This is a genomic window from Streptomyces meridianus, from assembly GCF_023703325.1.
Classification (GTDB): Bacteria; Actinomycetota; Actinomycetes; order Streptomycetales; family Streptomycetaceae; genus Streptomyces; species Streptomyces meridianus.
The window spans coordinates 19600-43372 of sequence record NZ_JAMQGM010000036.1 but is presented as its reverse complement, the minus strand read 5'-3'; the positions used below and the strand labels follow the sequence as shown (position 1 = coordinate 43372).

At 71.0% G+C, this 23773-nt stretch carries 20 protein-coding genes; 8 read left to right on the top strand and 12 right to left on the bottom strand.

Features of this window, described 5'->3' with window-relative positions; translation table 11 throughout:
* The first annotated feature begins 354 nt into the window (after positions 1-354).
* Entirely contained in the window at positions 355-1392 is a 1038-nt protein-coding gene (locus M1E25_RS16750) for a PHP domain-containing protein (protein ID WP_251416312.1), read from the top strand.
* Positions 1393-1432: 40 nt separating this feature from the next.
* On the opposite strand, the gene M1E25_RS16745 is transcribed toward M1E25_RS16750, so the two are convergent.
* Both M1E25_RS16745 and M1E25_RS16740 read right to left on the bottom strand, forming a co-directional pair.
* Positions 1433-2563 (bottom strand): baeRF2 domain-containing protein, encoded by a 1131-nt coding sequence (locus tag M1E25_RS16745; protein ID WP_251416270.1) that lies wholly within the window; start codon positions 2561-2563, stop codon positions 1433-1435.
* Between the two features lie 128 nt (positions 2564-2691).
* Positions 2692-2910: a hypothetical protein gene (locus M1E25_RS16740; RefSeq protein ID WP_251416268.1), complete on the bottom strand. Its 219-nt coding sequence runs from the start codon at positions 2908-2910 to the stop codon at positions 2692-2694.
* A gap of 609 nt (positions 2911-3519) precedes the next feature.
* Here M1E25_RS16740 and M1E25_RS16735 point away from each other — a divergent pair.
* Positions 3520-4587, top strand: coding sequence for a M23 family metallopeptidase (locus tag M1E25_RS16735; protein WP_251416266.1), 1068 nt, complete (start codon positions 3520-3522; stop codon positions 4585-4587).
* Between the two features lie 41 nt (positions 4588-4628).
* Here the strand turns inward: M1E25_RS16735 and M1E25_RS16730 are convergent, their stop codons facing one another.
* Positions 4629-5495 (bottom strand): NmrA family NAD(P)-binding protein, encoded by an 867-nt coding sequence (locus M1E25_RS16730; protein WP_251416264.1) that lies wholly within the window; start codon positions 5493-5495, stop codon positions 4629-4631.
* 263 nt (positions 5496-5758) lie between these two features.
* Between M1E25_RS16730 and paaI the strand changes: the two genes are divergently transcribed.
* The 3 genes from paaI to M1E25_RS16715 all read left to right on the top strand — a co-directional run bounded on the left by paaI (position 5759) and on the right by M1E25_RS16715 (position 8082).
* Positions 5759-6172, top strand: a complete 414-nt coding sequence (gene paaI / locus M1E25_RS16725) for a hydroxyphenylacetyl-CoA thioesterase PaaI (RefSeq protein WP_251416262.1) — start codon at positions 5759-5761, stop codon at positions 6170-6172.
* Positions 6169-7518, top strand: a complete 1350-nt coding sequence (gene paaK, locus M1E25_RS16720; protein WP_251416260.1) for a phenylacetate--CoA ligase PaaK — start codon at positions 6169-6171, stop codon at positions 7516-7518. The genes paaI and paaK overlap by 4 nt, the downstream gene beginning before the upstream one ends.
* A gap of 159 nt (positions 7519-7677) precedes the next feature.
* A complete protein-coding gene (locus M1E25_RS16715) occupies positions 7678-8082 on the top strand; it encodes an SH3 domain-containing protein (RefSeq protein ID WP_251416258.1) in 405 nt (134 codons plus the stop codon).
* 79 nt (positions 8083-8161) lie between these two features.
* On the opposite strand, the gene M1E25_RS16710 is transcribed toward M1E25_RS16715, so the two are convergent.
* On the bottom strand, positions 8162-8677 hold the full coding sequence (locus M1E25_RS16710) for a ribonuclease FAU-1 family protein (RefSeq protein ID WP_251416255.1): 516 nt from the start codon (positions 8675-8677) through the stop codon (positions 8162-8164).
* A 119-nt stretch (positions 8678-8796) separates the two neighbouring features.
* Entirely contained in the window at positions 8797-10011 is a 1215-nt protein-coding gene (locus M1E25_RS16705; RefSeq protein WP_251416253.1) for a phospholipase D-like domain-containing protein, read from the bottom strand.
* Positions 10012-10278: 267 nt separating this feature from the next.
* On the opposite strand from M1E25_RS16705, the gene M1E25_RS16700 reads away from it, so the two are divergent.
* Positions 10279-10755 (top strand): Asp23/Gls24 family envelope stress response protein, encoded by a 477-nt coding sequence (locus tag M1E25_RS16700; RefSeq protein ID WP_251416251.1) that lies wholly within the window; start codon positions 10279-10281, stop codon positions 10753-10755.
* Here M1E25_RS16700 and M1E25_RS16695 read toward each other — a convergent pair.
* Genes M1E25_RS16695 through M1E25_RS16685 form a run of 3 tightly spaced genes read right to left on the bottom strand, consistent with a single transcriptional unit; the run spans position 10748 to position 15302 of the window.
* A complete protein-coding gene (locus M1E25_RS16695) occupies positions 10748-12226 on the bottom strand; it encodes an APC family permease (protein ID WP_251416249.1) in 1479 nt (492 codons plus the stop codon). The genes M1E25_RS16700 and M1E25_RS16695 overlap by 8 nt on opposite strands.
* Positions 12223-13782: a GMC family oxidoreductase gene (locus M1E25_RS16690; RefSeq protein ID WP_251416247.1), complete on the bottom strand. Its 1560-nt coding sequence runs from the start codon at positions 13780-13782 to the stop codon at positions 12223-12225. The genes M1E25_RS16695 and M1E25_RS16690 overlap by 4 nt, the downstream gene beginning before the upstream one ends.
* A gap of 56 nt (positions 13783-13838) precedes the next feature.
* Positions 13839-15302 (bottom strand): aldehyde dehydrogenase family protein, encoded by a 1464-nt coding sequence (locus M1E25_RS16685; protein ID WP_251416245.1) that lies wholly within the window; start codon positions 15300-15302, stop codon positions 13839-13841.
* A 244-nt stretch (positions 15303-15546) separates the two neighbouring features.
* On the opposite strand from M1E25_RS16685, the gene M1E25_RS16680 reads away from it, so the two are divergent.
* Positions 15547-16284: a D-Ala-D-Ala carboxypeptidase family metallohydrolase gene (locus M1E25_RS16680; RefSeq protein ID WP_251416243.1), complete on the top strand. Its 738-nt coding sequence runs from the start codon at positions 15547-15549 to the stop codon at positions 16282-16284.
* A gap of 65 nt (positions 16285-16349) precedes the next feature.
* Here M1E25_RS16680 and M1E25_RS16675 read toward each other — a convergent pair whose 3' ends face one another.
* Complete coding sequence (locus M1E25_RS16675) at positions 16350-17207, bottom strand: PaaX family transcriptional regulator (protein ID WP_251416241.1); 858 nt, start codon at positions 17205-17207, stop codon at positions 16350-16352.
* A 302-nt stretch (positions 17208-17509) separates the two neighbouring features.
* Here M1E25_RS16675 and M1E25_RS16670 point away from each other — a divergent pair, with 302 nt between their 5' ends.
* Positions 17510-20074, top strand: a complete 2565-nt coding sequence (locus tag M1E25_RS16670; protein WP_251416239.1) for an ATP-dependent Clp protease ATP-binding subunit — start codon at positions 17510-17512, stop codon at positions 20072-20074.
* Positions 20075-20092: 18 nt separating this feature from the next.
* Here M1E25_RS16670 and M1E25_RS16665 read toward each other — a convergent pair whose 3' ends face one another.
* The 3 genes from M1E25_RS16665 to M1E25_RS16655 form a co-directional block, all read right to left on the bottom strand.
* Positions 20093-20911, bottom strand: coding sequence for a putative protein N(5)-glutamine methyltransferase (locus M1E25_RS16665; protein ID WP_251416236.1), 819 nt, complete (start codon positions 20909-20911; stop codon positions 20093-20095).
* Between the two features lie 306 nt (positions 20912-21217).
* Positions 21218-22735, bottom strand: a complete 1518-nt coding sequence (gene glpK / locus M1E25_RS16660) for a glycerol kinase GlpK (protein WP_251416234.1) — start codon at positions 22733-22735, stop codon at positions 21218-21220.
* Between the two features lie 166 nt (positions 22736-22901).
* The gene (locus M1E25_RS16655; protein WP_251416233.1) at positions 22902-23732 is read right to left on the bottom strand and encodes an MIP/aquaporin family protein; all 831 of its coding nucleotides are present in this window, start codon (positions 23730-23732) and stop codon (positions 22902-22904) included.
* Positions 23733-23773: the final 41 nt, after the last annotated feature.

The following is a 23773-nucleotide window of genomic DNA, read 5'->3' as shown; positions in this document are numbered from 1 at the left end:
GCCTCAGGTCCGCGGCCGGGCGTGCAGCACCGCCATCGCGTGATGGGCCCGGGCGACCCAGCCGCGCAACCGTCGATGGAGCGTCCTGAGAATCATGTGGAGCTCTCCGCCCAGGGCCGTGGTCCGGCCGGCCGCCGGCCGCGGGGCCGGCGGGAGGGTGCAGGGCGCCCTTCTGCGCCTGGTGGCGGCGGTGGGCCGACCGGAGGAAACCGCCGGCCCCATCCGGAAAAATTCTGGCACGGACGGAGGTCCGGCGCGCGGAGACAGGCTCCGGCTCCGACGGTCCGCCGCTGCCCGCCCCCGCCGTCCCCCCCGGCTTGCGTAAACCCGGCGGAGCCGGGGGACATGGTTGCCATGGATCCCGTGCGAGCACTGGAACGCATCGCCTTCCTGCTGGAACGTGACCAGGCGTCCACGTACCGGGTGCGGGCGTTCCGCGGCGCGGCCGGAACCATCCGCTCGCTCCTGGAGGGCAGCACCCGACTCCCCGCCACGACCTCCCAGCTCGCTGCGCTCAGAGGCATCGGCCCGGTCACTGCCCAGGTGGTGACCGAGGCGCTGGCCGGGCGCACTCCCGAATACCTCACCGAGCTCGAACGGCGCCCCCGCTCCCCGCTGGCCGAGGGAGGGGACGAACTCCGGCAGGCCCAGCGCGGTGACTGCCACATGCACTCCGACTGGTCGGACGGCGGGAGCCCGATCGAGACCATGGCCCGCACCGCACGCGAACTCGGCCATGACTGGGTCGTCCTGACCGACCACTCGCCGCGCCTGAAGGTGGCGCGCGGCCTGTCCGCGGACCGGCTCCGGCAGCAGCTCGACGTCGTCGACGAGATCAATGCCGGGCTCGCCCCCTTCCGGCTGCTCACCGGTATCGAGTGCGACATCCTCGAGGACGGCCGTCTCGACCAGCAGGACGACCTGCTCGACCACCTCGACGTGGTGGTGGCCTCCGTGCACTCCAAGCTCCGCATGGACGCTGCCGCCATGACGCGTCGCCTGATCGAGGCCGTGTCCAACCCGCTCGTGGACATCCTCGGGCACTGCACCGGCCGGCTGCTCTCGGGACGGACCCGTCCCGAGTCGGCGTTCGAGGCGGAGGCGGTGTTCGAAGCCTGTGCACAGGGCGGTACCGCAGTCGAGATCAACTGCCGTCCCGAACGGCTCGACCCCCCGCGGCGTCTGCTCCCGGTGGCGCAGAGCGCCGGCTGTCTGTTCGCGGTCGACACCGACGCGCACGCGCCCGGACAGCTGGACTGGCAGCTCCACGGCTGCGCACGGGCACAGGAGGCCGGAATCCCGGCGGCGCGGATCATCACCACGTGGACCGCGGAACAACTCCTCGCGTGGACCCGGTCCGGTGTGGCGCCCCGGCGCCCCACGTCTGCATGAAGCGTGCCGCCCCCGGAGCCCGGGGGCGGGGAGTCCGCGGTCAGTGGGGGTCCGGGGCCGGCCACCTGAGCAGGGCACCGATGCCTCCCACCGGGGCTTCGGCCGGGTCGTGCACGACGACCGCCTCTGCTCCGTTCGCCGCGGCCGACCGCAGCAGCGCGTCGTCCGCCCGCGCCGCCTGCGGATGCATCTCCCCGAGGTAGTGCAGCTCGGAACTGCGCACGCCCAGCTGGTCGGGATCGGCGCCCACCCAGACCTCGCGGCCGAGGTCCGTGCCGCCGGGGGCCAGCAGGAGGGTGTCGATCCGGTGCTCACGAGCCGCCTGCACGAGCGCCGGAAGGCTCTCGACTGCCGTCTTCATGCCCCCGTGGTCCGCCCGCCCGGCCAGATACCGGTCCAGCACGTCGGCGATGTGTTCCACCTCGTGAACGGCACGCACCTGGGCGATGTCGCGTTCCAGCTGTGGACTGCCGGGCCGTTCGGTGTGCTCGGTCTCGGCGGCGGCCGACCGCAGCGGCTCGGGCATCCGGTCGCGGACCGCGTGGCAGACCCAGGGCTCGCCCACGAGGAGAAGGACCTCGCAGCCGCTCTGTTCCCACAGTTCGCGGGTGGCGTCCGCGATCTCCTGCGCGGTGTGCTCCCACGCGCTGTCGACCTCGGCGCGGTAGTGCCGCTCGGGGCGCTCGGACGTCCGGCGGACCGGCCAGCCGGAATTGCGGATGCGGCCGGCGGGGTCGCGGCCGAGGTCCCTGCGCAGTTCGAACTCGGCGCCGCTGCGGTCGGCATGGACCACCAGACATACCGGATCCTCGCCGAGGCCGTCGAGCAGGGGAGCGATCCGGGGGAGCGCCGACCAGGCCGCCAGGGTGGCGGGGGGCGGTCCCGGCATGGGCGTGTCCAGCAGGACCTTCCCCTCGGTCGCGAACACCGCACGTCCGATGCTGCGGCCCGGTGACCCGACCACTCCCTCGGGACGCCTGCTGAGGGCTTCGTACAGGGAGTTGCAGGTCGCAGCATCTGCGCCCTGCCCGGTCAGCTGGTCGCACAGGGCACGCGCGGAGAGCTCCCGCTGCTTGACGGCGTCGGCCGTCGATGCGGGGGGTACTTCGGTGTAGACGGAGGCCCACGGTCCTGGGCGATCGATGAGCGGCTCGAGGAGTGAGAGTCGCATGCTGCCTCCTGTCGGCGTCGGATCGCAGAGGAATCGGTTCCGCTTCCCGGGTTCCCCCTTCCGGGGAAGCAGAACAGATCCGTGTCCGCGAGCCGGACCCGTGCAGCAGGCCGCCGGCAGTCCCCGGGTCAGGGGGTGAGCCGGTACAGCGCGACGATGTCCAGGGCGGCATGCTGCGGACTGCGGGTGAGGCCGGCTCCGAAGACGTCCGGCCTGACGAGCCGGCTGCCCGCGAGCGCCCACTGCCCGGCCATCCGCTGCTGATGCTCGCCCGGCTGCGCCTGCACCCACTCCCGGTCCGCCGGCGGAAGCACCTCGAGGAATCTCGACAGGACGTCGCCGATCATCTGCAGTCCTCCTGCTGGAATGGTCGATTCCATGCGGAACGCACGCGGGCCGGGGAACGGTCCGTGCTCAGAACACCACGGGTTGTCGTGGTGCGCCAGTCATCCGCAGGAGAAGCGGAGCGCATTTCCGTGCCGCACGCCTCTTCACGAGCCTGTTGCGCCTGCGCCCGCAGTCCCTCCGCAACGGCCGACGTGTCCGGGGTCGGGGCCGGGCCGACCGCAACTCGACGCAGCAGCAGTGCCGCTGCGGTGCAGGTGCCGAGCGGTGGCCTCGCGGGGAACGCGAGTGGTGTGGGTAAGCGTCCGGCCTGCCGACATTGCCCGTCTCTTGCCGCAAGTGGGCTGATACGCATATCTTTGGCGCGCTCACCGGCTCCGTGCCGGAGAGTGCCCGTCCGCCGGACTCGCCGCGTCCCGCCGCCGGCTGGGGAGGACGTCGACCTGTCAGGGCGGGAGCGGGGGGAGCAGTTGGCTGCCGGACTGCGCGCCAGCAGTACCGGGAGCGCGGGGCGGGAGCCGTTCACCGCAGGCCGCCGCACGGCAGGCCGGACGTAATTCCCCCGCGCACGGCAACCGCGCCATCGTCAGGTGCCAGGGGAGGGATTGCCCATGTCCGATCCGGGACGTCACCGACGCCGGCCGCCCAGCCGGTTGTCCCGCGCCTCACTCGCCGTCACCGCGGGCGGCGCGGGCGCCGCCCTTCCGCTGCTGGCCGCCGCCGGCGCGACCGCTGCGGACCGGGAGCCCTGGAGCAGGCCGGAGGGGTGCGCGCCGCCCGAGGTGCGGACCGCGTGTCCCGACGGTGCGAAGGAGGTCCGGGACGCCGGGGTGGAAACAACCGGAGAGCGCAGGGGCGCGCAGGGAGGGAACGAAGAGGGCGACCGCGGGTCCGCGACGAGCATATCCAGGCCGACGTCCTACCGGGTTGTCAGCGGTGACACGCTCTCCGGGATCGCCGAGTCCGAGCATGTCGCCGGCGGGTGGAGGGACCTGTACGCCGGCAACCGCCGGACCATCGGCCGTGATCCCGATCTGATCCTCCCCGGCCAGCGCCTGGTGCTCCGTGACGAGGACCGGGACCGCCGCACCTCCGGCGTTCCGGCCGGCGCGACGCCCGCGCGGACCCGGCCGAAGCCGGAGCCGGACCCCGTGCAGCAGCCGGATTCTGCAGACAAGCACTCCGCCGGGCAGGAAGCCCCTGACGCCGAGCGGAAGAACGGCGAGCACAAAAAGCGCGGCGGCGTCCCCCGCGCGGACCGCGCCCCGTCCGCGGACATCGCCGCCCCGGTGCCCGGTTTCGCCCCCAGCACGCCCTACCGCTCGTCCGGCGGAAGCTGGTCCAGCGGTCACCACACCGGCGTGGACTTCCCGGTCGCCACCGGTACCGCGGTGAAGGCGATGGCGCGCGGCCGGGTCGTCACCGCGGGCTGGGGCGGGGCCTACGGCTATCAGGTCGTCATCCGGCACCCGGACGGCAAGTACAGCCAGTACGGGCACCTGTCGGCGCTGTCGGTGCGCGCCGGTCAGTCGGTCAACGGCGGTCAGCGGATCGGGCGGTCGGGCTCGACGGGCAACAGCACCGGCCCCCATCTGCACTTCGAGGTGCGTACCGGGCCGGAGTACGGCTCGGACATCGACCCACTGGCCTACCTCCGCATCCACGGCGTCGACATCTGATCCTGCTGGCTCCGCCCGGGACACCTGGAGTCCGGGTGGATTCAGGAGGTGAGAAGCGGTTTCAGGATGTCGCGCGCGAAGTCGACGGCGCTGCGGGGCTCCTGTCCCGTCAGCTGCTGCACCGTGTCGGTGGTGCGGCTGTTGACGCCCTCCCTGAGTGCCTCGAACATGCCCACGATCCCTTCCGCGAGCCACCGGGAACGACCGGCTCTGACCAGTCCCTCGACGGCGTCGTCATCGGTGACGTCGGTGAACTCGATCGTCCGTCCCGTGCCGGCGGACAGTTCCCGGGCGAACGCCTCGAACGTCAGGGCCTCCGGTCCGGTCACCACGTACGACCGGATGCCTCGGCCGGGCCCGGCGAGCAGTGCGGCAGCACAGGCGCCGACGTCCCGCGGGTCGACTGCCGCCACCCGGGCGGAGCCGCCGGGCAGGAAGAAGCGGCCGGTCTCGCGGACGGCCCTGAGCGAGCCGAGGATGTTCGACATGAGGAAGCCGGACCGGAGGATCACGTGGTCGATCTCCTCGGTCCGCACGTGCTGCTCGATCCGGCCGTGCTGGTCGGCGAACACCGACTCGGCGCCCGGTTCGGCGCCCACTGTGGAGAGCATGACCAGGTGGCCGACACCGGCGGCGGCAGCCGCCTCGACGGCATGGGTGCCGTACTCCACCTGACGGACGTCGTTGGGGCAGCACAGGAACATCCGGTCGGCGCCGTCGAGAGCGCGGCGCAGCGAGTGCGGGTCGGCGAAGTCGCCCGTCGCAATATCGGTCCCGGGCCCCAGGATCTGCGCGGCGCGGCCGGCGTCCCGGCTGAAGGCCCGTACGGGCACGCCTCTGGCCCCGAGTCCGGCGACGACGTGCCGCCCCACGTTTCCCGTCGCTCCCGTCACCAGCACTCGCGTCATGGTCCCTCGCTCTCTGCGTCATGCCGGGCCTGCCGCGATCCCGGCGGCCCGGCACTGGGGTGCTCCGGCGGCGGCGCTGCCGTGCACCTGACTCCTTAGCACTCCGGAACCCGGTGACGACGGCGCCGCGAGGGGCTTGGGCCGGGTGGGCGATCCGGGCGGCCGACGGCTGCGGCGGATCCCTTGACAGTGCGTCCGGCCGGATGGCTAACTGGCCCGCGACAACGTCGGACCGAACGGTCGGTAGGTGGGAGGGAGTGGGCATGACACAGCCGGCGCCCGGACCGGCCGAGGTGATGTTCGCCGCGGACCGCGCGTCCCGGAGCCTGGGCATCGAACTGCTCGAGGTGGGGGAGGGCTTCGCGTCCGCCCGGATGGCGGTGACCGCGGCCATGGTCAACGGCCACGGCGTGGCGCACGGCGGTTACCTTTTCCTCCTCGCCGACACGGCGTTCGCCTGCGCATGCAACAGCCACGGGCCGGTCACGGTCGCGGCAGGGGCGGAGGTCACCTTCGTGGCTCCCGCGCGCGAGGGCGACGTGCTCGTCGCCGACGCTCAGGAGCGCACCCGCTTCGGCCGCAGCGGCATCTACGACGTGAGCGTGCTGCGCGGGGACGACGTCATCGCCGAGTTCCGTGGCCGCAGCCGGACCATCCGCAGTGAGGAGAGCCGATGACCAGCGACCTGCGAGCTTCTGCGGGACCGGCCCGCCGGGTGGGGGAGGCGCTTCCTCCTCAGGAGCGTGATGCCGGCGAGCGGATGGACGCGGAGGAATTGCGCGCCTGTCAGCTGGACCGGCTGCGTGCCACTTTGCGGCACGCCTACGAGCACGTCGAGTTCTACCGGCGGAAGTTCGACGAAGCAGGGGTCCGCCCCGAGGACTGCCGGACACTCGGGGACCTGGCGCAGTTCCCCTTCACGACCAAGGCCGACCTGCGCTCCCAGTACCCGTTCGGCATGTTCGCCGTCCCGACCTCCGAGGTCCGGCGGATCCACGCCTCCAGCGGTACCACCGGCCGTCCCACCGTCGTCGGCTACACCGAACGCGACATCGCCACCTGGTCCGACGTGGTGGCCCGCTCGATCCGGGCTGCCGGCGGAAGGCCGGGCCACAAGGTTCATGTCAGCTACGGATACGGTTTGTTCACCGGCGGCCTGGGCGCCCACTACGGGGCCGAACGCCTCGGGTGCACCGTCATCCCCGCCTCTGGCGGCATGACGGCACGGCAGGTCCGTATCATCCAGGACTTCGAGCCCGAGATCATCATGATCACACCCTCCTACATGCTCACCCTCCTCGACGAGTTCGAACGCCAGGGCGTCGACCCGCGGTCCACGTCGCTCCGGGCCGGGATATTCGGAGCCGAGCCCTGGACGGAGGAGATGCGGCGGGAGATCGAGGAGCGCTTCGACATCCACGCCGTGGACATCTACGGCCTCTCGGAGGTCATGGGCCCCGGCGTCGCATCGGAGTGTGTGGAGACCAAGGACGGCCTCCATGTCTGGGAGGACCACTTCTACCCCGAGATCGTAGATCCCGTCACCGGCGCGACCATGCGCGACGGCGAGCAGGGCGAGATCGTCTTCACCTCCCTGACCAAGGAAGCCATGCCCGTCATCCGTTACCGGACGCGAGACCTGACGCGGCTGCTGCCCGGTACGGCCCGGAGCTTCCGCCGGATGGAGAAGGTCACCGGCCGTTGCGACGACATGATCATCCTGCGCGGTGTGAACGTCTTCCCGAGCCAGATCGAGGAAATCGTGCTCAGGGTCCCAGGTGTCGCCCCTCACTTTCAGCTCCACCTCACCCGTCGGAACCGGCTCGATCACATGACGGTCCGCGTCGAGGCCCGGCCCGGAACCGGTGAAGAGGCCCGGAAGGCCGCCGCGGATCTCATCACCCGGCAGGTCAGGGACGGCATCGGAATCGGCGTGGAGGTTGCCGTGGTCGATCCCGGGACGCTGGAACGGTCCGTGGGGAAGATCCGCAGGGTTGTCGATCGGCGGGAGACGGCGTCCTGAACCGGCCCCCGCGTCCGACCGTCCCCGAGCAGGATCTTGTGCATTTCGTGTGATTTATCCACCCATAAGAGGGAACAGTTCACCTTCTCACTGTTTATGCGAAAACAGCTCAAGGAATATGGCACTCCGTCACCCGGTGTACCGGAAAAGGAGTTCACTGTGTTCCAGTCCTTCAACGTGCTGACCAAGCGGACCGTGGCAGGGGCCGGAGCCGTGACGGCGGCCACCGCCGTCGCAGCCACGCTTCTCGCGGCGGCCCCCGCGCAGGCTGTGCCCGCGCGCCCCTACGGCACGGTGGTCAGCCAGACCGGCGTCAACGAGCGCCAGTACCCGAGCACCGACTCCTCTGTGCGGGGAACCCTCCCGTATCGCGCGCAGGTCGGCCTCAAGTGCAAGGTCCGCGCGCAGAACATCGCAGGCAACGACATCTGGTACCTGCTCCGCGACCGCCCGGTGTGGGTCACCGCACGCTACGTGGTCAACACCGGCTCGGTCCCGTTCTGCAAGGACGTCCAGTACAGCCGGCTGTCCAACACCGCCCAGTCGAACATGGCCAAGGGCTGACAGCGAACCCACGGTGCCCCGCCCGCCCCGGGCGGGGCACCCCCGTGTCCGCCGAGCGGCCGGGTTCGAGGACGCGCCGTCAGATCCCGAGGACCTTCTCGAAGTCCCCCCGGGCCGAGCGTTCCAGCTCCGCCAGGGCCCGCCACGCGAACTCGGCGGCATCCGGATCCCGGGACCGCAGGCCGGAGGCCGCGAATTCGTCCTCGTCCAGTCGCAGCACCTCGGTACGGTCGGCCGACAGCCACAGGTCGAGGTCCAGGTCCTCGCTCGTGAGACCGTCGGCGGTCACCCGGACGGGACGGGTCACGTCGCAGTACCAGCCCTTGAGCACGCCGTCCGGGTCACGCACCTCCTTCACGGAATACCAGCGGTCGCGCCAGTAGTGCTCCGTGAAAACGTCGCCGTCCTCGAAGCGGACGAATCCGAAGTCCCGCGTCGCCTCGCCCGCCCACGGGGCCCGTACGACGATGTGCGTGCCGTCGTCGGCCAGGACCCGCGCCCGGTACCGGACCTCGCGGCCGGAGCTCTTGACAAGGCGGATGCCGACCTCGGCTCCCGCGGCCACCGTGCCGGTTTCCCTGCCGCGCTCGTTCACGCTGCTGTCCTTCCCAGGGGAGAGGGATGAGCGGATCGCGTTCGGCCCGCCCGTCACAGACTCTCCCGAACGGCCCGCGAGAACCACCGGTTTGCCGCGCCGTCAGACGTCCAGGAACCTCACAGAAAGCGCCGGATCGGTGCGACCGCAATTTCCTGCAGTCGCTGGGCGGCCCAACGGCGTTTCCAGCGGCCCGGGTTGATGAGTTCGCTGACCTCGGCGTCCTCGTCGAAGTGCCGGTCCAGTTCCCTGGTGAAGGACTCGTCGAGCACAGCGAGCATCACCTCCTCGTCGTGGTCGAGGGAGCGGCGGTTGAAGTTGGTGGAACCGATGAGCGACGCCACAGAGTCCACGGTGATCACCTTGGCGTGCATCATCGTCGGCTGGTAGTGCCAGATCTTCACGCCGCACGCGATCAGGTCGTCGTAGTAGCGCTGCCCTGCCAGCTGGCACACCCGCTTGTCCGTGTGCGGTCCCGGGAGCAGCAGCTCCACCTCAACACCGCGCCGTGCCGTCCGGCACAGCAGCTCGACGAAGTACGCATCGGGAGCGAAGTAGGCGGTGGCCAGACGGACCCGCTCCTCGGCCGACTCCAGGACCACACGGATCAGGGTCTGCATGTCCTGCCAGCCGAAACTGGCCGAACCCCGGACCACCTGGACGACGGAGTCACCCTGTGGCGGCTGTTCGATGAAGCGGTCGCGTACGTCGAACAGCTCCTCGTGACACTCCGCCCAGTTCTGCGCGAACGCGGCGGCGATGCCGTCCACCGCCGGGCCGCGCACCTCGACGTGGGTGTCCCGCCACTCGTTCTCGTTGCGGGCGTCACCGCACCACTCCTCGGCGATGCCCACGCCGCCGGTGAACGCCACCCGTTCGTCGACGACGAGCACCTTGCGGTGGCACCGGTGGTTCTGCTTGAGCGGCGAAAGGCGTACGGGCTTGCGGAACCATGCGACGTCGACGCCCGCCTGCCGCATCTCGTCGACCAGCTCCTGCTCGATCGGCCGGCTGCCGAACCCGTCGAGCAGCAGCCGTACCCGCAGGCCCTGCCGCGCCCGCTCCGCGAGTGCCTCCGCGAACTGGCGGGCGATGTCCCCGCGCCAGTACACGAACGTCATCATGTCGACGGTGTGCCGGGCACTGCGCACGCTGTCCAGCATGGCAGCGAAGATCTGGTCGCCGTTGCGCAGCGGAACCAGTTTGTTCCCCTCGGTGGCGGCTATGCCTATCAGACGCTCCAGGCGGCGTCTTATGCGCTGCTTGCGGTCCTCGGTGGAGGTGGCGGAGCCCGCAGTGTCCGCGGTCAGGCCCGGATTCTGGTCAATGGTCATGCTCTCCACCTGCCCGGGATGGCCGGAACGACTCCGTGAGCCAGTCCACGGAGAACGGCTCCTGAGGTGTACCGACTCTACGGAACTGGTGAGCGAACGAGGCCCCGTCCACCGGTGGCGGTCGAGTGGCGGGCGTGTTTCCAATGGAGAGGTACGCACCATCTGCGGAGGGGCGGTCCCGGGGAGACCCGCGCGGTGCAGCCGCACGGGGCGGCCGGCGCAGGGCGCCGAGCCGTCGGGGACGCGGCCCTCGGAAGGGCGAAGGCGATGACCGACACAGGACAGCGGCCCCGGACCGGCACCTCTGCGGACAGCGGCCCGGCCGGAACGACGAGGGCCCGGCAGGGTGCCGCCAGGGGCGACACGACGGCGCGGGGCCGGACCACCATCGCCGACAACGTGGTCGTCAAGATCGCGGGCATGGCTGCCCGCGAGGTCATGGGCGTGCACGCGATGGGCGGCGGGATGTCCCGGAGCCTGGGAGCGGTACGCGACCGGGTCCCCGGCGGCGGCACGCCCGCCACCCGGGGCGTGAAGGCCGAGGTCGGAGAGATACAGGCAGCGCTCGACCTGCAACTGGTCGTCACATATGGGGTGTCCGTGATCGACGTTGCGCGCGACGTACGGCAGAACGTGATCGCCGCGGTCGAGCGGATGACCGGCCTCGAGGTCGTCGAGGTCAACATCGACATCGACGACGTGAAGCTGCCCGACGAGGAGGAAGAGGAGCCGCGGATCAGGTAGTGGTCCGCTGCGGCACCGCGTCACCTGCGGGGGCATTGCTGCGGCCGTAGTGGTGGGTGGTGAACATGTAGATCAGCCCGACCACGAGCACGATGCCGCCGCAGAGCAGCACGACGTAGTTGTCGTACCACGGCTCCTCGGGTGTGCGGGCCCAGCAGATGTTGATGATGGCGAAGATGCCGTAGGCGAGAGCGGCCACGTTGACCGGCAGCCCCCAGCGCCCGAGCGTGAACTCGCCCTGGGGAACCCAGCCGCGCAGCCGGGCGCGCAGGGCTGCCAGGACCACCATCTGGAAGGATGCGTAGATCCCCAGGATGGCGAACGAGACGATCTTGATGAGGGCCTTCTCGGAGATCAGTGACCCGAACGCGATGAGCCCCGGAATCACCGCCGCGACGAGCAGCGCGTAGCCCGGCACGGCGCGGGCGTGGGAGAACCGGCGGAGCAGCCGGTGCCCCACGATCATGTCGTCGCGCGCGTAGGAGTAGATGAGGCGGCCGGCCGCGGCCTGGAGGCTGATCGTGCACGAGAGGAACGAGATCAGGACCACGGCCATGACCAGCCGCGCCCCGGTCGTACCGAGGGCGTCGTTGAGGACGTTGACGACAGGGTTGGCGTCCTTGCCCGAGATGACGTCCTCGTAGCTGACCACGGACAGCAGCAGGCTCAGGCAGGTGAACGTGGCCGCCGCGCCGCCGACGTAGATGGTGCGGCGCATCGCCCGGGGAATGACGAGGCCCGGCTTGGCGACCTCCTCGGCGGTGTCGCCGCAGGCCTCGAAGCCGTAGTACTGGTAAAAGCCGATGATCGCAGCCGCCAGGAAGACCGGCAGGTAGGAGCCACCCTCGGCGGTGCCGTAGGTGTCGAAGAGGACGCCCAGCCCGTGGAAGCGGTGCGTCGACAGCAGGTAGACGCCCACCACCAGCGCGCCGATGAGTTCGGCGCTGAACCCGATGACCGCAGCATGCGACAGGGCCCGGGTGCCCGCATAGTTGATGAGCGTTCCGACGACGATCAGCACCACCGTGCACAGCACGGTGGTGTGCACGGTGGGATCGAAACCGAACAGGATTGCGATGTAGGGTCCGGCACCGTACGCGACGCTGGTGATCGTCACCAGCAGGGCCCACATGTAGACCCAGCCGGTCATCCAGGCCCAGCGAACGCCCCACAGGCGGCGGGCCCACGGGTAGACGCCGCCCGCGATCGGGTACTGGGCGACGATCTCGCCGAAGACCAGGGCCACCAGGAACTGCCCCGCCCCGGCGAGTACGAATGCCCAGATCATCGGCGGACCGCCCTCGGCGAGCGCGGTTCCGAACAGGGTGTAGGTGCTCACGACGGGGGAGAGGTAGGTGAAACCGAGGGCGAAGTTCGCCCACGGCCCCATCTCCTTGCGGAACTCCGAACCGCGCTCCGGCTCGTCCGCCGGCCCCCCGTCGGCGCCTGCTGCGAGGCCTCCGGTGGTCATCGTGCTCCTTCCGGCCGGCCGGCATCCGTGGTGGTTCTCCCGGTGATCAGGTCCGCCGCCCGTTCCGCGACCAGCAGCACCGTCACCATGGGATTGACGGTGGGCATGGTCGGGAAGACGGAGGCGTCGACGACCCGTACCCCTTCGACGCCGCGCAGTCGCAGCTCGGGATCGAGCACGGCCATCGGGTCGGTCGCTGCTCCCATGCGGCACGTCCCGGCCGGGTGGTAGACGGTGTGCGCCGCCCGGCGTCCGTAGGCGGACAGTTCCTCGTCCGACTGCAGCTCGGGGCCTGGGGCCACCTCGCGCACGAGCCACGCGTTCAGCGGTGCCGTCGCGGCCACCCGCCGGGCGATGCGCAGGCCGTCGACGATCGTGCGCTCGTCGTGGCCCTCGGGGTCCGTGAAATAGCGGAAGTCCAGTGCCGGCTTCTGCTCGGGGTCGGAGCTCCGCAGCCACATCCGGCCGACCGACCGCGCCCTGGGCACGTTCGGGGTCATGCACACGCCGTGCTCCGGGGTGGGGTAGCCGAGACGCTCGGTGTTGACCGTGAACGGCACCTGGTAGAAGTGGAACATCAGGTCCGGACGTTCCGCCCCCGGATCACGGCGCAGGAACAGGCCGGCGTCGGAGTCCATCGCGGAGTTCGGCGGGAGCGCGCGTCCGGTCTCCCAGACGATCACCGACTCCGGATGGTCCAGGAGGTTCTCGCCGACGCCCGGCAGATCGTGGGTGATCTCGATGCCGAGGGCGCGCAGCTGATCGGCCGGGCCGATGCCGGACAGCATGAGCAGCCGGGGGGTGTCGATGGCGCCCGCACACAACAGGACCTCCCGGTCGGCCCGGATCACGGACGTCGTGCCGTCCGCGTTGCGGACCCGGACCCGGTTGATCCGGCCGTCCCCGCCGGACAGCAGCCGGTAGGCCCACGTCTCCAGCCGCAGCGTCAGGTTGGACCGCTCGAGCACCGGGTGCAGATAGGCGACCGACGCCGACGACCGGTGGCCGGTCGCCGGGTCGTACGCGACGGAGAAGAAGCCGGTGCCCTCGGTGAACACACCGGCGTTGAAGTCGTCGACGACGGGCACGCCCAGCGCGTCCGCGGCGGCCGTCACGAAATCCTCGGCGATGGGGTTCCGGTCCGCCTCGGCCACGGGAACGATGGTGTTCTGCAGCCGGGTCCGGTAGGGCAGGAGCACATCGGGGCCCCAGCCGTCGCAGCCCGCGGCCACCCATTCGTCGAGGTCGCCGGGCAGTGGGAGGAAGCTGATCAGGGTGTTGTGGGAGGAGCAGCCGCCGAGGACACGGGCTCGCGAGTGCAGGATGTGCGAGTTCCCCCTGGGCTGCTCGACGGTCGTGTAGCCGAGGTCGAACTCCGAGCCCAGGAGGTTGATCCAGTTGCGCAGCCGCAGGATGCGCTCGTCTCCGACGTCGCTGGGCCCGCCTTCGATCACGCACACCCGGCAGTCGGGATCCTCCGACAGACGGGCTGCCAGGACCGCACCGGCCGTCCCCCCGCCCACCACGACGTAGTCGTACCCGCTCTCGTCGCTCACGCTGCCGCCTTTCCAACGGTCGGGAGGGAAGTGCGCCCGCGGCGCCGCCCCACGGATCAGCCCTTGAACCAGCCGGACGGGGCCGGTGCCAGGTTCTGGTAGATGTGCTTGGCCTCCTGGTACTCCCTGAGCCCGGACGGGCCGAGTTCGCGCCCGATTCCCGACCGTCCGAAGCCGCCCCATTCGGCCTGCGGCACGTAGGGGTGAAAATCGTTGATCCAGACCGTTCCGTGGCGCATCCGGTTCGCGAAGCGCTGGGCGCGGCTCGCGTCGCCGGTCCATACCCCGCCGGCGAGGCCGTAGCGCGTGTCGTTGGCGAGTTCCAGGGCCTCGTCCTCGGTGTCGAAGCGTTCCACCGTCACCACCGGCCCGAAGACCTCCTCCTGGACGATGCGCATCGTGCGGGTGCAGTCGGCGAACACCGTCGGCTCCAGGAAGAAGCCGCGGGCGAGAGCGGGGTCGTCGGGACGCGATCCGCCGGTCATGAGCCGGGCCCCCTCGCCCAGCGCGGTTTCCAGATATCCCTCGACCTTCGTCCGGTGCCCGGCGGAGCTGAGCGGACCGCTTTCCGTCTGCGGATCGAGGCCGTCGCCGAGCCGGATCCGGCTCGCACGTTCCACCAGGCGTTCCAGGAACCGGTCGTGGATGCCCGACTGGACGATCAGGCGGGAGCCCGCCGAGCAGACCTGGCCGGAGTGCAGGAAGGCCGCGTCCAGGGCGTAGTCCGAGGCCGCCGCGAAATCGGCGTCGTCGAAGACGACATTGGGATTCTTGCCGCCCAGTTCCAGCGCGATCTTCTTCACGCCGGCGGCCGCGGCCTGCATGATCCTTCGGCCGGTGGCGAGGCCGCCGGTGAACGACACCAGGTCCACATCGGGGTGCTCTGTCAGGGCGGCACCGACCGAGCCGGGGCCGAGGACGAGATTGGCCACCCCCGGCGGTGCCCCGGCCTCCTCGATCAGTCTGATCATCCGGATCGTGGACAGCGGGGTGACCTCGCTGGGCTTGAGCACGAAGGTGTTGCCGGCGGCGAGGGCGGGAGCGACCTTCCAGGACGCCTGGAGGAGCGGGTAGTTCCACGGCGCGATCAGTGCGCACACGCCGACGGGCTGGTGCACCACCCGGCTGAGGACGTCCGGGCCGACGTCGAGCACCCGTCCGCCGTCCTTGTCCGCGATCTCCGCGTAGTAGCGGAAGGCGTTCGAGACGTCCTCGACGTCGATGCGGGCCTCGGTCAGTGTCTTGCCCGTATCCAGCGTCTCCGTCCGGGCGATGTCCTCCCGGTCGCGCAGGAGCAGCTGGGAGACCCGGTACAGGATGTCGGCGCGCCGCCGGGTCGGGCCCTGCGACCAACCGCCTTGGTCGAAGGCTCGGCGGGCCGCCCGCACTGCACGGTCGGCCTCCGCGACCCCGGCCTCGTCGACGGCTGCCACCACCGAGGCGTCGAAGGGGTTGATCACGTCACGCCGGGAACCCGTCGATGCGGCGGTCCACTCGCCGTCGATGTACAGGTCGGGCATCTCGACCCCTCCTCTGCGTGTGCGGACACGGAAAACACACGGCGCGTCCAACATCGTGCGGCAGGGCCGCCCGGACCACTGGACGCACCGCCGGGTTCCGCAGAACGGGGGGCAATGGACCCGATCGGCGCACGTCTGCGCGGCCGTCGGATTCCCATGCGGGGCGGCCGGTGCGGTATTGACGGGTCGAGTCCGCTGCGGTCAGGCTCGGTTGACCCGTTTCCCCGACCGTGCGGAGGTCCGCATGCACAGACGCGCCCTGAGATTCCTGCTCACATTTGTCATGATCGCGACAGTCTTCTCCGGAGTGACGGTGCTGACCGCCGCCCCCGCGCACGCCGACGGCTGCTACACCTGGAGCCGGACCCTCTCCGAGGGCGCCTCGGGTGCCGACGTCACCCAGCTCCAGATCCGCGTCGGCGGATACCCCGGCTACGGCGCACAGCTCGCCACCGACGGCTCCTACGGCCCGGCGACCAGAGCCGCCGTGACCCGCTTCCAGCAGGCCTACGGCCTCTCCGCGGACGGTGTGGCGGGGCCGCAGACCTTCCAGAAGCTCTACGAGCTCCAGGACGACGACTGCACACCCGCCCACTTCAGCTACGCCGAGCTCAACACGTGCAACAGCACCTGGGGCGGCGGTGCCGTCTCCGCCGCGACCGCCAAGTCCAACGCCCTGCGCACCATGTGGAAGCTCGAGGCCATGCGTCACGCACTCGGCGACGAGCCACTGCGCATCACCAGCGGATTCCGTTCCCAGGCCTGCAACAGCGCGGTCGGCGGTGCGTCCAACAGCCGTCACCTGTACGGGGACGCGGCGGACATCGGGGCCGGACCGCATTCGCTGTGCACCCTCGCCAAGCAGGCCCGGAACCACGGCTTCGGCGGCATCTTCGGTCCGGGCTACCCCGGCCACGACGACCACGTGCACGTCGACGGGCGCTCGGGCCAGGTCTGGTCAGCCCCCACCTGCGGCGTCTGACCCGCACCCCCGGCCCGTCCCGGCGGTCCCCCGTCCCTTGCGGACGGGGGGCCGCCGCCCGGGCGTCAGCTCGAGCGCACCCGGTTGACGTGACGGCGGGCCGGACCCTCCAGGCGCCCGTGGAGCTCGCGGAACAGGGCGGAGGCTTCACTGCCGCTCCACTTGGACGGAAGCAGTTCCCGGGGCAGGCCCGGATCGAGGTACACCAGCCGCCGCCAGTCGGTCACCAGAGCGGTGTGGTCGACGAAGGCCTCGGCGTCGGAACCCCCGTCACCGGCCCAGCGCGCCGCCGAGGGGCGGTGCGCCAGCAGGAAGTCCGAGCAGAGCGTTTGCACCCGCTCGGTGTCCCACCACTGCCGTGCCTTGGCCGGCAGATCGGCCACGGACGACAGGTAGTCGGCGCGGAACAGGTCCGCGTACTCCCGCAGACCCAGCCGGGCGAGCACGTCCTCGGCCTCGTCGTGCACCTGTGCCGGGGCTATCCAGACCCCCGGAGCCGTGGTCCCGAACCCGAGGCGGGTGAGCTGGGTGCGCAGCATGTGCCGCTTGCTGCGCACCGACTCCGGCACCGAGAACACGACCAGGAGCCATCCCTCGTCCAGGGTCGCCCGCCGCGGGGAGAAGATCCGCCGGTCTCCCTGGCGCAGCATGTGCTGGGCCTCGTCGGACAGCGTGTAGCCCGCTGCCCCGGAAACCGTGGACGGCTCGAGAATGCCCCGGCGCTTGAGCCGGGAGACGGCGGAACGGACCGCCGACTCGTCCGCGCCCAGGTCCGCCAGCAGCCTGATCAGCGAGGCCACCGACATCCAGCCGCCGCCGGCGCGGGAGTGGAGTCCGTAGAGCGTCACGATCAGGTGCCGGGGAGGCCTCTGGCCGGTGGTTCCGCGCTCGCTGCCGACATCGCCGGATCCCGCTGTCCTCACGCTCGCATCCTAGGGCCTGCCCGGAACGCTCCCCGGGCGGAGACCGGAATGCGGCCGCCGGGGGAGCGTGGCGAGCCGGTGGCCACCGCCGCCCGGCGCCCGCGGCGGGGCCGGTCGCCTCCCCGGACTGCCCGGCACGCCGAGGCCCGGTCGGCCTCCGGCCCCTCCGACTGCCGAAGCGGCCGAAAGGCCGCAGTCTGGAGATGTCGGCACACCACCGGCACGTCACAGGCCCAGCCCTGCGGCACGCACGGTTCGACACAGCACAGCCCGGTCATCCCGGGCCGGCGGGACGGATTCCTATGAACAGCGGCGACACGGGTCCCGAGAGCTACGGCCAGGACCCGCTCGGAGACTTTCTGGCGCACTTCCTCAGCACGGGCTCGCAGGGACGGCGAGCCGACCCCCGGTACGTCGACTTCCGCCGTCTGATGAGCGAGTCGGCCAGGGAACTCGTGTCCGCCGCGGCGTCCTACGCCGCGAAGCACGGGAACACCGACCTCGACACCGAACACCTCCTGCGCGCCGCGCTGACGACGGAGCCGACCCGGGCCATGCTGTCCCGCTCCGGGGCCGACCCCGATGCCCTCGCCGAGCGGATCGACCAACAGGTCGGGAAGGGGGCGCCGCGCACCTCCATCGCCGTCAGCCCGGCGGTCAAGCGGGCGCTGCTGGACGCCCACGAGATAGCCCGGTCCACCGGAGCGCCTTACATCGGGCCCGAGCACGTCCTGATCGCCCTGGCCGCCAACCGGGACTCCGCTGCCGGACAGATGCTCAGCGCAGCCCATTTCGACCCGCGTGCCGGCGCCGCGAACATGCCCGCCGCCGCACCCGGCGCCGTCGGCAACGTCGGAGGCGTCGGCGAAAAGCGCGCCGAGACCAAGGAACGCAACACACCCGAGCTGGACCGCTACGGCCGCGACCTCACGGAGCTGGCCGGCCGGGGCCGGATCGACCCGGTGATCGGCCGCGACGAGCAGATCGAGCAGACCATCGAGGTCCTGGCCCGCCGGGGCAAGAACAACCCGGCCCTCGTCGGCGAGGCAGGCGTCGGCAAGACAGCCGTGGTCGAGGGGCTGGCCCAGCGCATCGACGACGGCGACGTCCCGGACACGCTGCTCCACCGGCGCGTCATCCAGCTCGACCTCTCCGCGGTCGTCTCCGGCACCCGCTACCGAGGCGACTTCGAGGAGCGGCTCAACGGAATCCTGGACGAGATCCGCGCACACTCCGACGAGCTGATCGTCTTCATCGACGAACTGCACACCGTCGTCGGGGCGGGCGGAGGATCCGACGGCAGCCCGATGGACGCCGGCAACATGCTCAAGCCGCCGCTCGCCCGGGGCGAGCTGCACGTCATCGGGGCCAGCACCTTCGAGGAGTACCGGCGCTACATCGAGAAGGACGCAGCGCTCGCCCGGCGATTCCAGCCCATCATGGTGCCGGAGCCGTCCGCCGCGGACGCCGTGGAGATCCTGCGCGGTCTGAGCGACCGCTACGAGGCGCACCACCAGGTCCGCTACACCGACGAGTCGCTGGTCGCCGCCGTCGAACTGTCCGACCGCTATCTCACCGACCGCTACCTGCCCGACAAGGCGATCGACCTGATGGACCAGGCCGGCGCCCGCGTCCGGCTGCGCTCCTCCACCCGCGGCGCCGACGCCCGGACCCTCGAGCGCGAACTGGAACAGCTCGCGCTCGACAAGGCGCAAGCGGTGGGTGCCGAACAGTACGAACGGGCGATGCAGCTGCGCGACCGCATCCGCGACCTCGAACAGCGGGCCCAGCAGGGCACCCGGACCCTGCCTGCCCACCACATCGACGAGGTCACCGTGGACGACATCGCCGACATCGTCTCCCGGCAGACCGGCATCCCCGTCAGCAGCCTCACCCAGGAGGAACGCGAACGCCTCCTCGGGCTCGAGGACCACCTGCGCCGGCGGGTCGTCGGGCAGGACGAGGCGGTCACCACCGTGGCCGACGCCGTGCTGCGTTCCCGGGCCGGACTGGCCAGCGAGAAGCGCCCGATCGGCAGCTTCCTCTTCCTCGGCCCGTCCGGCGTCGGCAAGACGGAACTGGCGCGCGCGCTCGCCGAGGCGCTCTTCGGCAGCGAGGACCGCATGGTCCGCCTCGACATGAGCGAGTTCCAGGAGCGGCACACCGTAAGCCGGCTCATCGGGGCGCCGCCCGGCTACGTCGGGCACGAGGAGGCCGGGCACTTCACCGAGAAGGTGCGCCGCCACCCGTACTCCCTGCTCCTCCTGGACGAGGTCGAGAAAGCCCACCCCGATGTGTTCAACATCCTCCTGCAGGTCCTCGACGACGGCCGGCTCACCGATTCCCAGGGCCGCACCATCGACTTCACGAACACCGTCGTGGTGATGACCAGCAACCTCGGCTCCGAGGCGATCACCGGACGCGGGGCCATGCTGGGATTCGGCGGCGGCGACGAGAGCGACGAGGAGGCGCGCCGCGAACGCGTCCTGCGCCCCCTCCGCGAGCACTTCAGGCCCGAATTCCTCAACCGGATCGACGAGATCGTCGTCTTCCGCAGTCTCGAGGACGAACAGCTGCGGATGATCACCGACGTGCTGCTCGACGACACCCGTCGCCGGCTGCACGACCAGGAGGTGGACATCGACTTCACCCGGACCGCGGTGGACTGGATCGTTCACCGCGGTTATCAGCCCGAGTACGGGGCCCGTCCGCTGCGGCGCACCATCCAGCGGGAGGTCGACAACCAGCTCTCGCGGATGCTGCTCGGCGGCGAGCTCCGGCCGCACAACCGGGTGCATGTCGACGTGGACCCGGACGGGAGGGAACTGCTGTTCCGCCGGGAGGAGCAGCCGGCGGACACCGACTGACCGCGCGCCCTCCGCAGGCTACGGATCCGTGCGGCCGGAGACGGGACGGGTCGCGACGACCACCGTGGCGTGCAGTTCGTCCGACACCGTCACGCGCGCGATCAGCCCGTTGCCGGCCACGGCCTCCACGGCCCGGGGGAGCTGGCGCTCGCTCGCCTCGAACAGCAGATGACCGCCCGGCTCCAGCCACGCCGGCGCCTCCGCGGCCACCCGCCGCACGACGTCGAGCCCGTCCGGTCCGCCGTCGAGCGCCACTCGCGCCTCGTGGAGGCGGGCCTCGGGTGGCAGCAGCCCGAGGTCGGAGGTGGGCACGTAGGGGACGTTGGCGAGCAGCAGTCCGACCCGGCCGCGCAGCCGGACCGGCAGCGGAACGAACAGGTCGCCCTCGTGAACGTGCCCGCCCAGGGGGGCGAGGTTGCGGCGGGCGCACCGCACCGCGGCGGGATCGATGTCCGCAGCGTGCAGCTCACAGCCCTCCAGGGCGGAGGCCAACGCTGCGCCCAGCGCGCCCGAGCCGCAGCACAGGTCCACGACGACGGGCCGCGGACGGGCCAGAGCGACGGCCCGTCGGACGAGGCACTCGGTGCGGCGCCGGGGGACGAACACCCCCGGGTCCACGGCTGTCCGCCTGCCGCAGAACTCGGCCCAGCCGACGACGTGTTCCAGGGGCAGACCGGAGATCCGCTGTTCCAGCATGGCCTCGAGCTCGGCCGGGGTCCGGGCCGAGGAGACGAGCACCTGTGCCTCGTCCTCGGCGAACACGCAGCCGGAGGCGCGCAGTCTGGTGACGACAGTGGGAGGGACGACGGGCGGATGTGACCACGAGGTGGCGGGCATGGGAGCCTTTCCGGAAACCGAAGGGCGCCCCGTCCCGTCAGCCGGGCCGGCCGGCCCTCGGGCTCCGGGAGGAGTGCACCCTGTGCGACACAGCGGTGATGGGTGCCACCTCCTCGGCCGTCCGGTTACTGGGAACGGTGAGGTTACCCGATCACGCCGCGCGGTGAGGGGAGTTCGGCACCTCGGATGCTCCGCGACGGGGGCCCGGCGGCGCCCGGCCTCTTGCGGGACGGGCCCCGGCAGTGCCGTGCCGGTCACGGGCCCCGGCAGGGCCGTGACCGGCACGGATATCGGCGGTCGCGCTTCTCAGTCCACCTTGACCCAGTCGAGCGTGCGCTGCACCGCCTTCTTCCACCCGTCATAGCCCGTCCGGCGCTGCTCTTCGCTCCACCGGGGCTCCCAGCGCTTCGACTCCTGCCAGTGGGTGCGCAGTTCGTCGGTGCTCTGCCAGAAACCGGTGGCCAGACCGGCCGCGTAGGCGGCACCGAGCGCGGTCGTCTCGGCGACGACCGGACGGCTGACCGGTACGCCGAGGACATCCGCCTGGATCTGCATGCACAGTTCGTTGGCCGTCACGCCGCCGTCCACCTTGAGCACGTCCAGGTGGACGCCCGAGTCCTTCTCCATGGCCTCGGCGACGTCCCGGCTCTGATAGCAGATGGACTCCAGCGTCGCCCGCGCGATGTGACCGCCGTCGTTGAAGCGGGTGAGGCCGACGATCGCGCCACGGGCGTCGGAGCGCCAGTACGGTGCGAACAGCCCGGAGAAGGCCGGGACGAAGTAGCACCCGCCGTTGTCGTCGACCGTGGCGGCCAGCCGTTCGCTGTCCGCCGCCGCCGCAATGATCTTCAGCTGGTCGCGCAGCCACTGCACGGCCGCGCCGGTCACTGCGATCGAGCCCTCCAGGGCGTAGACCGCCGGCTCGTCGCCGAACCGGTAGCAGACGGTCGTCAGCAGACCGGACTTCGAACGCACCAGCTCCGTACCGGTGTTGAGCAGCAGGAAGTTGCCGGTGCCGTAGGTGTTCTTGGCCTCGCCGGGGGTGAAGCACACCTGGCCCACGGTGGCCGCCTGCTGGTCGCCGAGCACACCGGTGATGGGCACCGCTGCCCGCAGCGGCCGCGACGACCTGGCCTTCCCGAACGCCTCCGGGTGGGACGAGGGATTGATGGTCGGCAGCATGGCGCGGGGGATGCCGAAGATGCCCAGGAGCTCGTCGTCCCAGTCGAGGCTCTCGAGGTCCATCAGCATCGTGCGGCTGGCGTTCGTGACGTCGGTGGCGTGGATTCCGCCGTCCGGCCCGCCGGTGAGGTTCCACAGCACCCAGCAGTCGGTGGTTCCGAAGACGGCGTTCCCGGACTCCGCTGCCTCCCGCAGGCCGTCCACGTTCTCCAGCAGCCACTTGATCTTGCCGCCGGAGAAGTACGTGGCCGGGGGCAGCCCCGCCTTGCGGCGGATCACGTCACCGTGCCCGTCCCGCTCGAGGGCGGACGCGATGGTGTCCGTGCGGGTGTCCTGCCACACGATCGCGTTGTGGTACGGCCGGCCCGTCCGCGGGTCCCAGACGACCGTGGTCTCGCGCTGGTTGGTGATGCCGATGGCCACCAGGTCCGTGGCCGAAAGCCCGCCGTTGCGCAGCGCGTTCTGCATCACGGTGTTGGTGCGCTCCCAGATCTCCACCGGGTCGTGCTCCACCCAGCCCGCCCGCGGCAGGATCTGACGGTGCTCGAGCTGGTCGCGCGCCACTTCGTTGCCGGAGTGGTCGAAGATCATGAAGCGTGTGCTGGTGGTGCCCTGGTCCACTGCACCGACGAATTCAGGCATCGCTGCTCCCTCTCAGACAGACGTCGTACGGGGCCCGTTGACTCGCCATGACGGCCGTACCGGGCCTGCCCGGCCGGGTGTGCCGTCCGCCGCGAGGCGGGGCTCCGGGACCCGGGCGCGCCGGGTCCCGGAGCAGTGCCGTGCGCAGGCGGCCGGGCGGCGGGGACTACGGCTCGGGGGTCCGCGCCACCGTGGGTTCGGCCACCGGGAGATAGCGGGAGATGAAGAGCTTGTACGCGGCGGCGCCCACCGGTCCGCCGATGAGGGGACCGACGATCGGCACCCAGAAGTAGATGTTGCCGTACTGGTCGCGCCAGGCGTCGCCGTATCCCGTGATGAAACTGGCCAGCCGGGGGCCGAAGTCACGTGCGGGATTGATCGCGTAGCCCGCGTCCGTGCCCCAGGCCATACCGATGGCCACCACGATCAGGCCGATGATGAACGGTCCGAGGTTCGACCCGGGCGGGGTGTTGAGCAGGTCGATGACCGCGAAGATCAGCATCACGAGGATGGCCGTGCCGATGATCTGGTCGCGGAAGGCGCCCCACTCGCTGACGGGCAGCGCACCGTTGCCGGGGAGGGTGGAGAACACGAACTGGGTCTTCAGCGTGTGACCGGGGTCGGCCGCCGCCAGCACCTCGGTGTAGTTCCACCGGACGATGAGCGCGGCGACGAAGGCGCCCGCCGTCTGCGCCAGCACGTACGGCCCGACCTTCTGCCAGGGAAACCCCTTGAACAGGGCGAAGGAGAGCGTGACCGCCGGGTTGATGTGCGCACCACTGACCCGTGCCGCCACATACACGCCGAGGGTGACACCCAGTCCCCAGGCCCAGGCGATGCTGTCGTGGTCGCCCAGCGCCCCGTCGACAAGCAGACCGCCCGTCACCACCTGGGCCACGACGCCGCAGCCGAACAGGATGAGGATCATGGTGCCCGCGAACTCCGCCGAGAGCTCGGCCAGCAACGTGGGCACCTTGGGTTCTTTGCCGCTGTGCATGTCAGCCATGGTCTTCCCACTTCCGACGATTCGGCTGAGCC

What these genes read in the sequence shown, in the direction of transcription:
- M1E25_RS16700 (WP_251416251.1), top strand. Translation starts at nt 10,279, where the DNA reads ATGACCGACACAGGACAGCGGCCCCGGACCGGCACCTCTGCGGACAGC.
- M1E25_RS16730 (WP_251416264.1), bottom strand. Translation starts at nt 5,495, where the DNA reads ATGACGCGAGTGCTGGTGACGGGAGCGACGGGAAACGTGGGGCGGCAC.
- M1E25_RS16685 (WP_251416245.1), bottom strand. Translation starts at nt 15,302, where the DNA reads ATGCCCGACCTGTACATCGACGGCGAGTGGACCGCCGCATCGACGGGT.
- paaI (WP_251416262.1), top strand. Translation starts at nt 5,759, where the DNA reads ATGACACAGCCGGCGCCCGGACCGGCCGAGGTGATGTTCGCCGCGGAC.
- M1E25_RS16655 (WP_251416233.1), bottom strand. Translation starts at nt 23,732, where the DNA reads ATGCACAGCGGCAAAGAACCCAAGGTGCCCACGTTGCTGGCCGAGCTC.
- M1E25_RS16665 (WP_251416236.1), bottom strand. Translation starts at nt 20,911, where the DNA reads ATGCCCGCCACCTCGTGGTCACATCCGCCCGTCGTCCCTCCCACTGTC.
- M1E25_RS16745 (WP_251416270.1), bottom strand. Translation starts at nt 2,563, where the DNA reads ATGCGACTCTCACTCCTCGAGCCGCTCATCGATCGCCCAGGACCGTGG.
- glpK (WP_251416234.1), bottom strand. Translation starts at nt 22,735, where the DNA reads ATGCCTGAATTCGTCGGTGCAGTGGACCAGGGCACCACCAGCACACGC.
- M1E25_RS16750 (WP_251416312.1), top strand. Translation starts at nt 355, where the DNA reads ATGGATCCCGTGCGAGCACTGGAACGCATCGCCTTCCTGCTGGAACGT.
- M1E25_RS16705 (WP_251416253.1), bottom strand. Translation starts at nt 10,011, where the DNA reads ATGACCATTGACCAGAATCCGGGCCTGACCGCGGACACTGCGGGCTCC.
- M1E25_RS16735 (WP_251416266.1), top strand. Translation starts at nt 3,520, where the DNA reads ATGTCCGATCCGGGACGTCACCGACGCCGGCCGCCCAGCCGGTTGTCC.
- paaK (WP_251416260.1), top strand. Translation starts at nt 6,169, where the DNA reads ATGACCAGCGACCTGCGAGCTTCTGCGGGACCGGCCCGCCGGGTGGGG.
- M1E25_RS16695 (WP_251416249.1), bottom strand. Translation starts at nt 12,226, where the DNA reads ATGACCACCGGAGGCCTCGCAGCAGGCGCCGACGGGGGGCCGGCGGAC.
- M1E25_RS16680 (WP_251416243.1), top strand. Translation starts at nt 15,547, where the DNA reads ATGCACAGACGCGCCCTGAGATTCCTGCTCACATTTGTCATGATCGCG.
- M1E25_RS16740 (WP_251416268.1), bottom strand. Translation starts at nt 2,910, where the DNA reads ATGATCGGCGACGTCCTGTCGAGATTCCTCGAGGTGCTTCCGCCGGCG.
- M1E25_RS16670 (WP_251416239.1), top strand. Translation starts at nt 17,510, where the DNA reads ATGAACAGCGGCGACACGGGTCCCGAGAGCTACGGCCAGGACCCGCTC.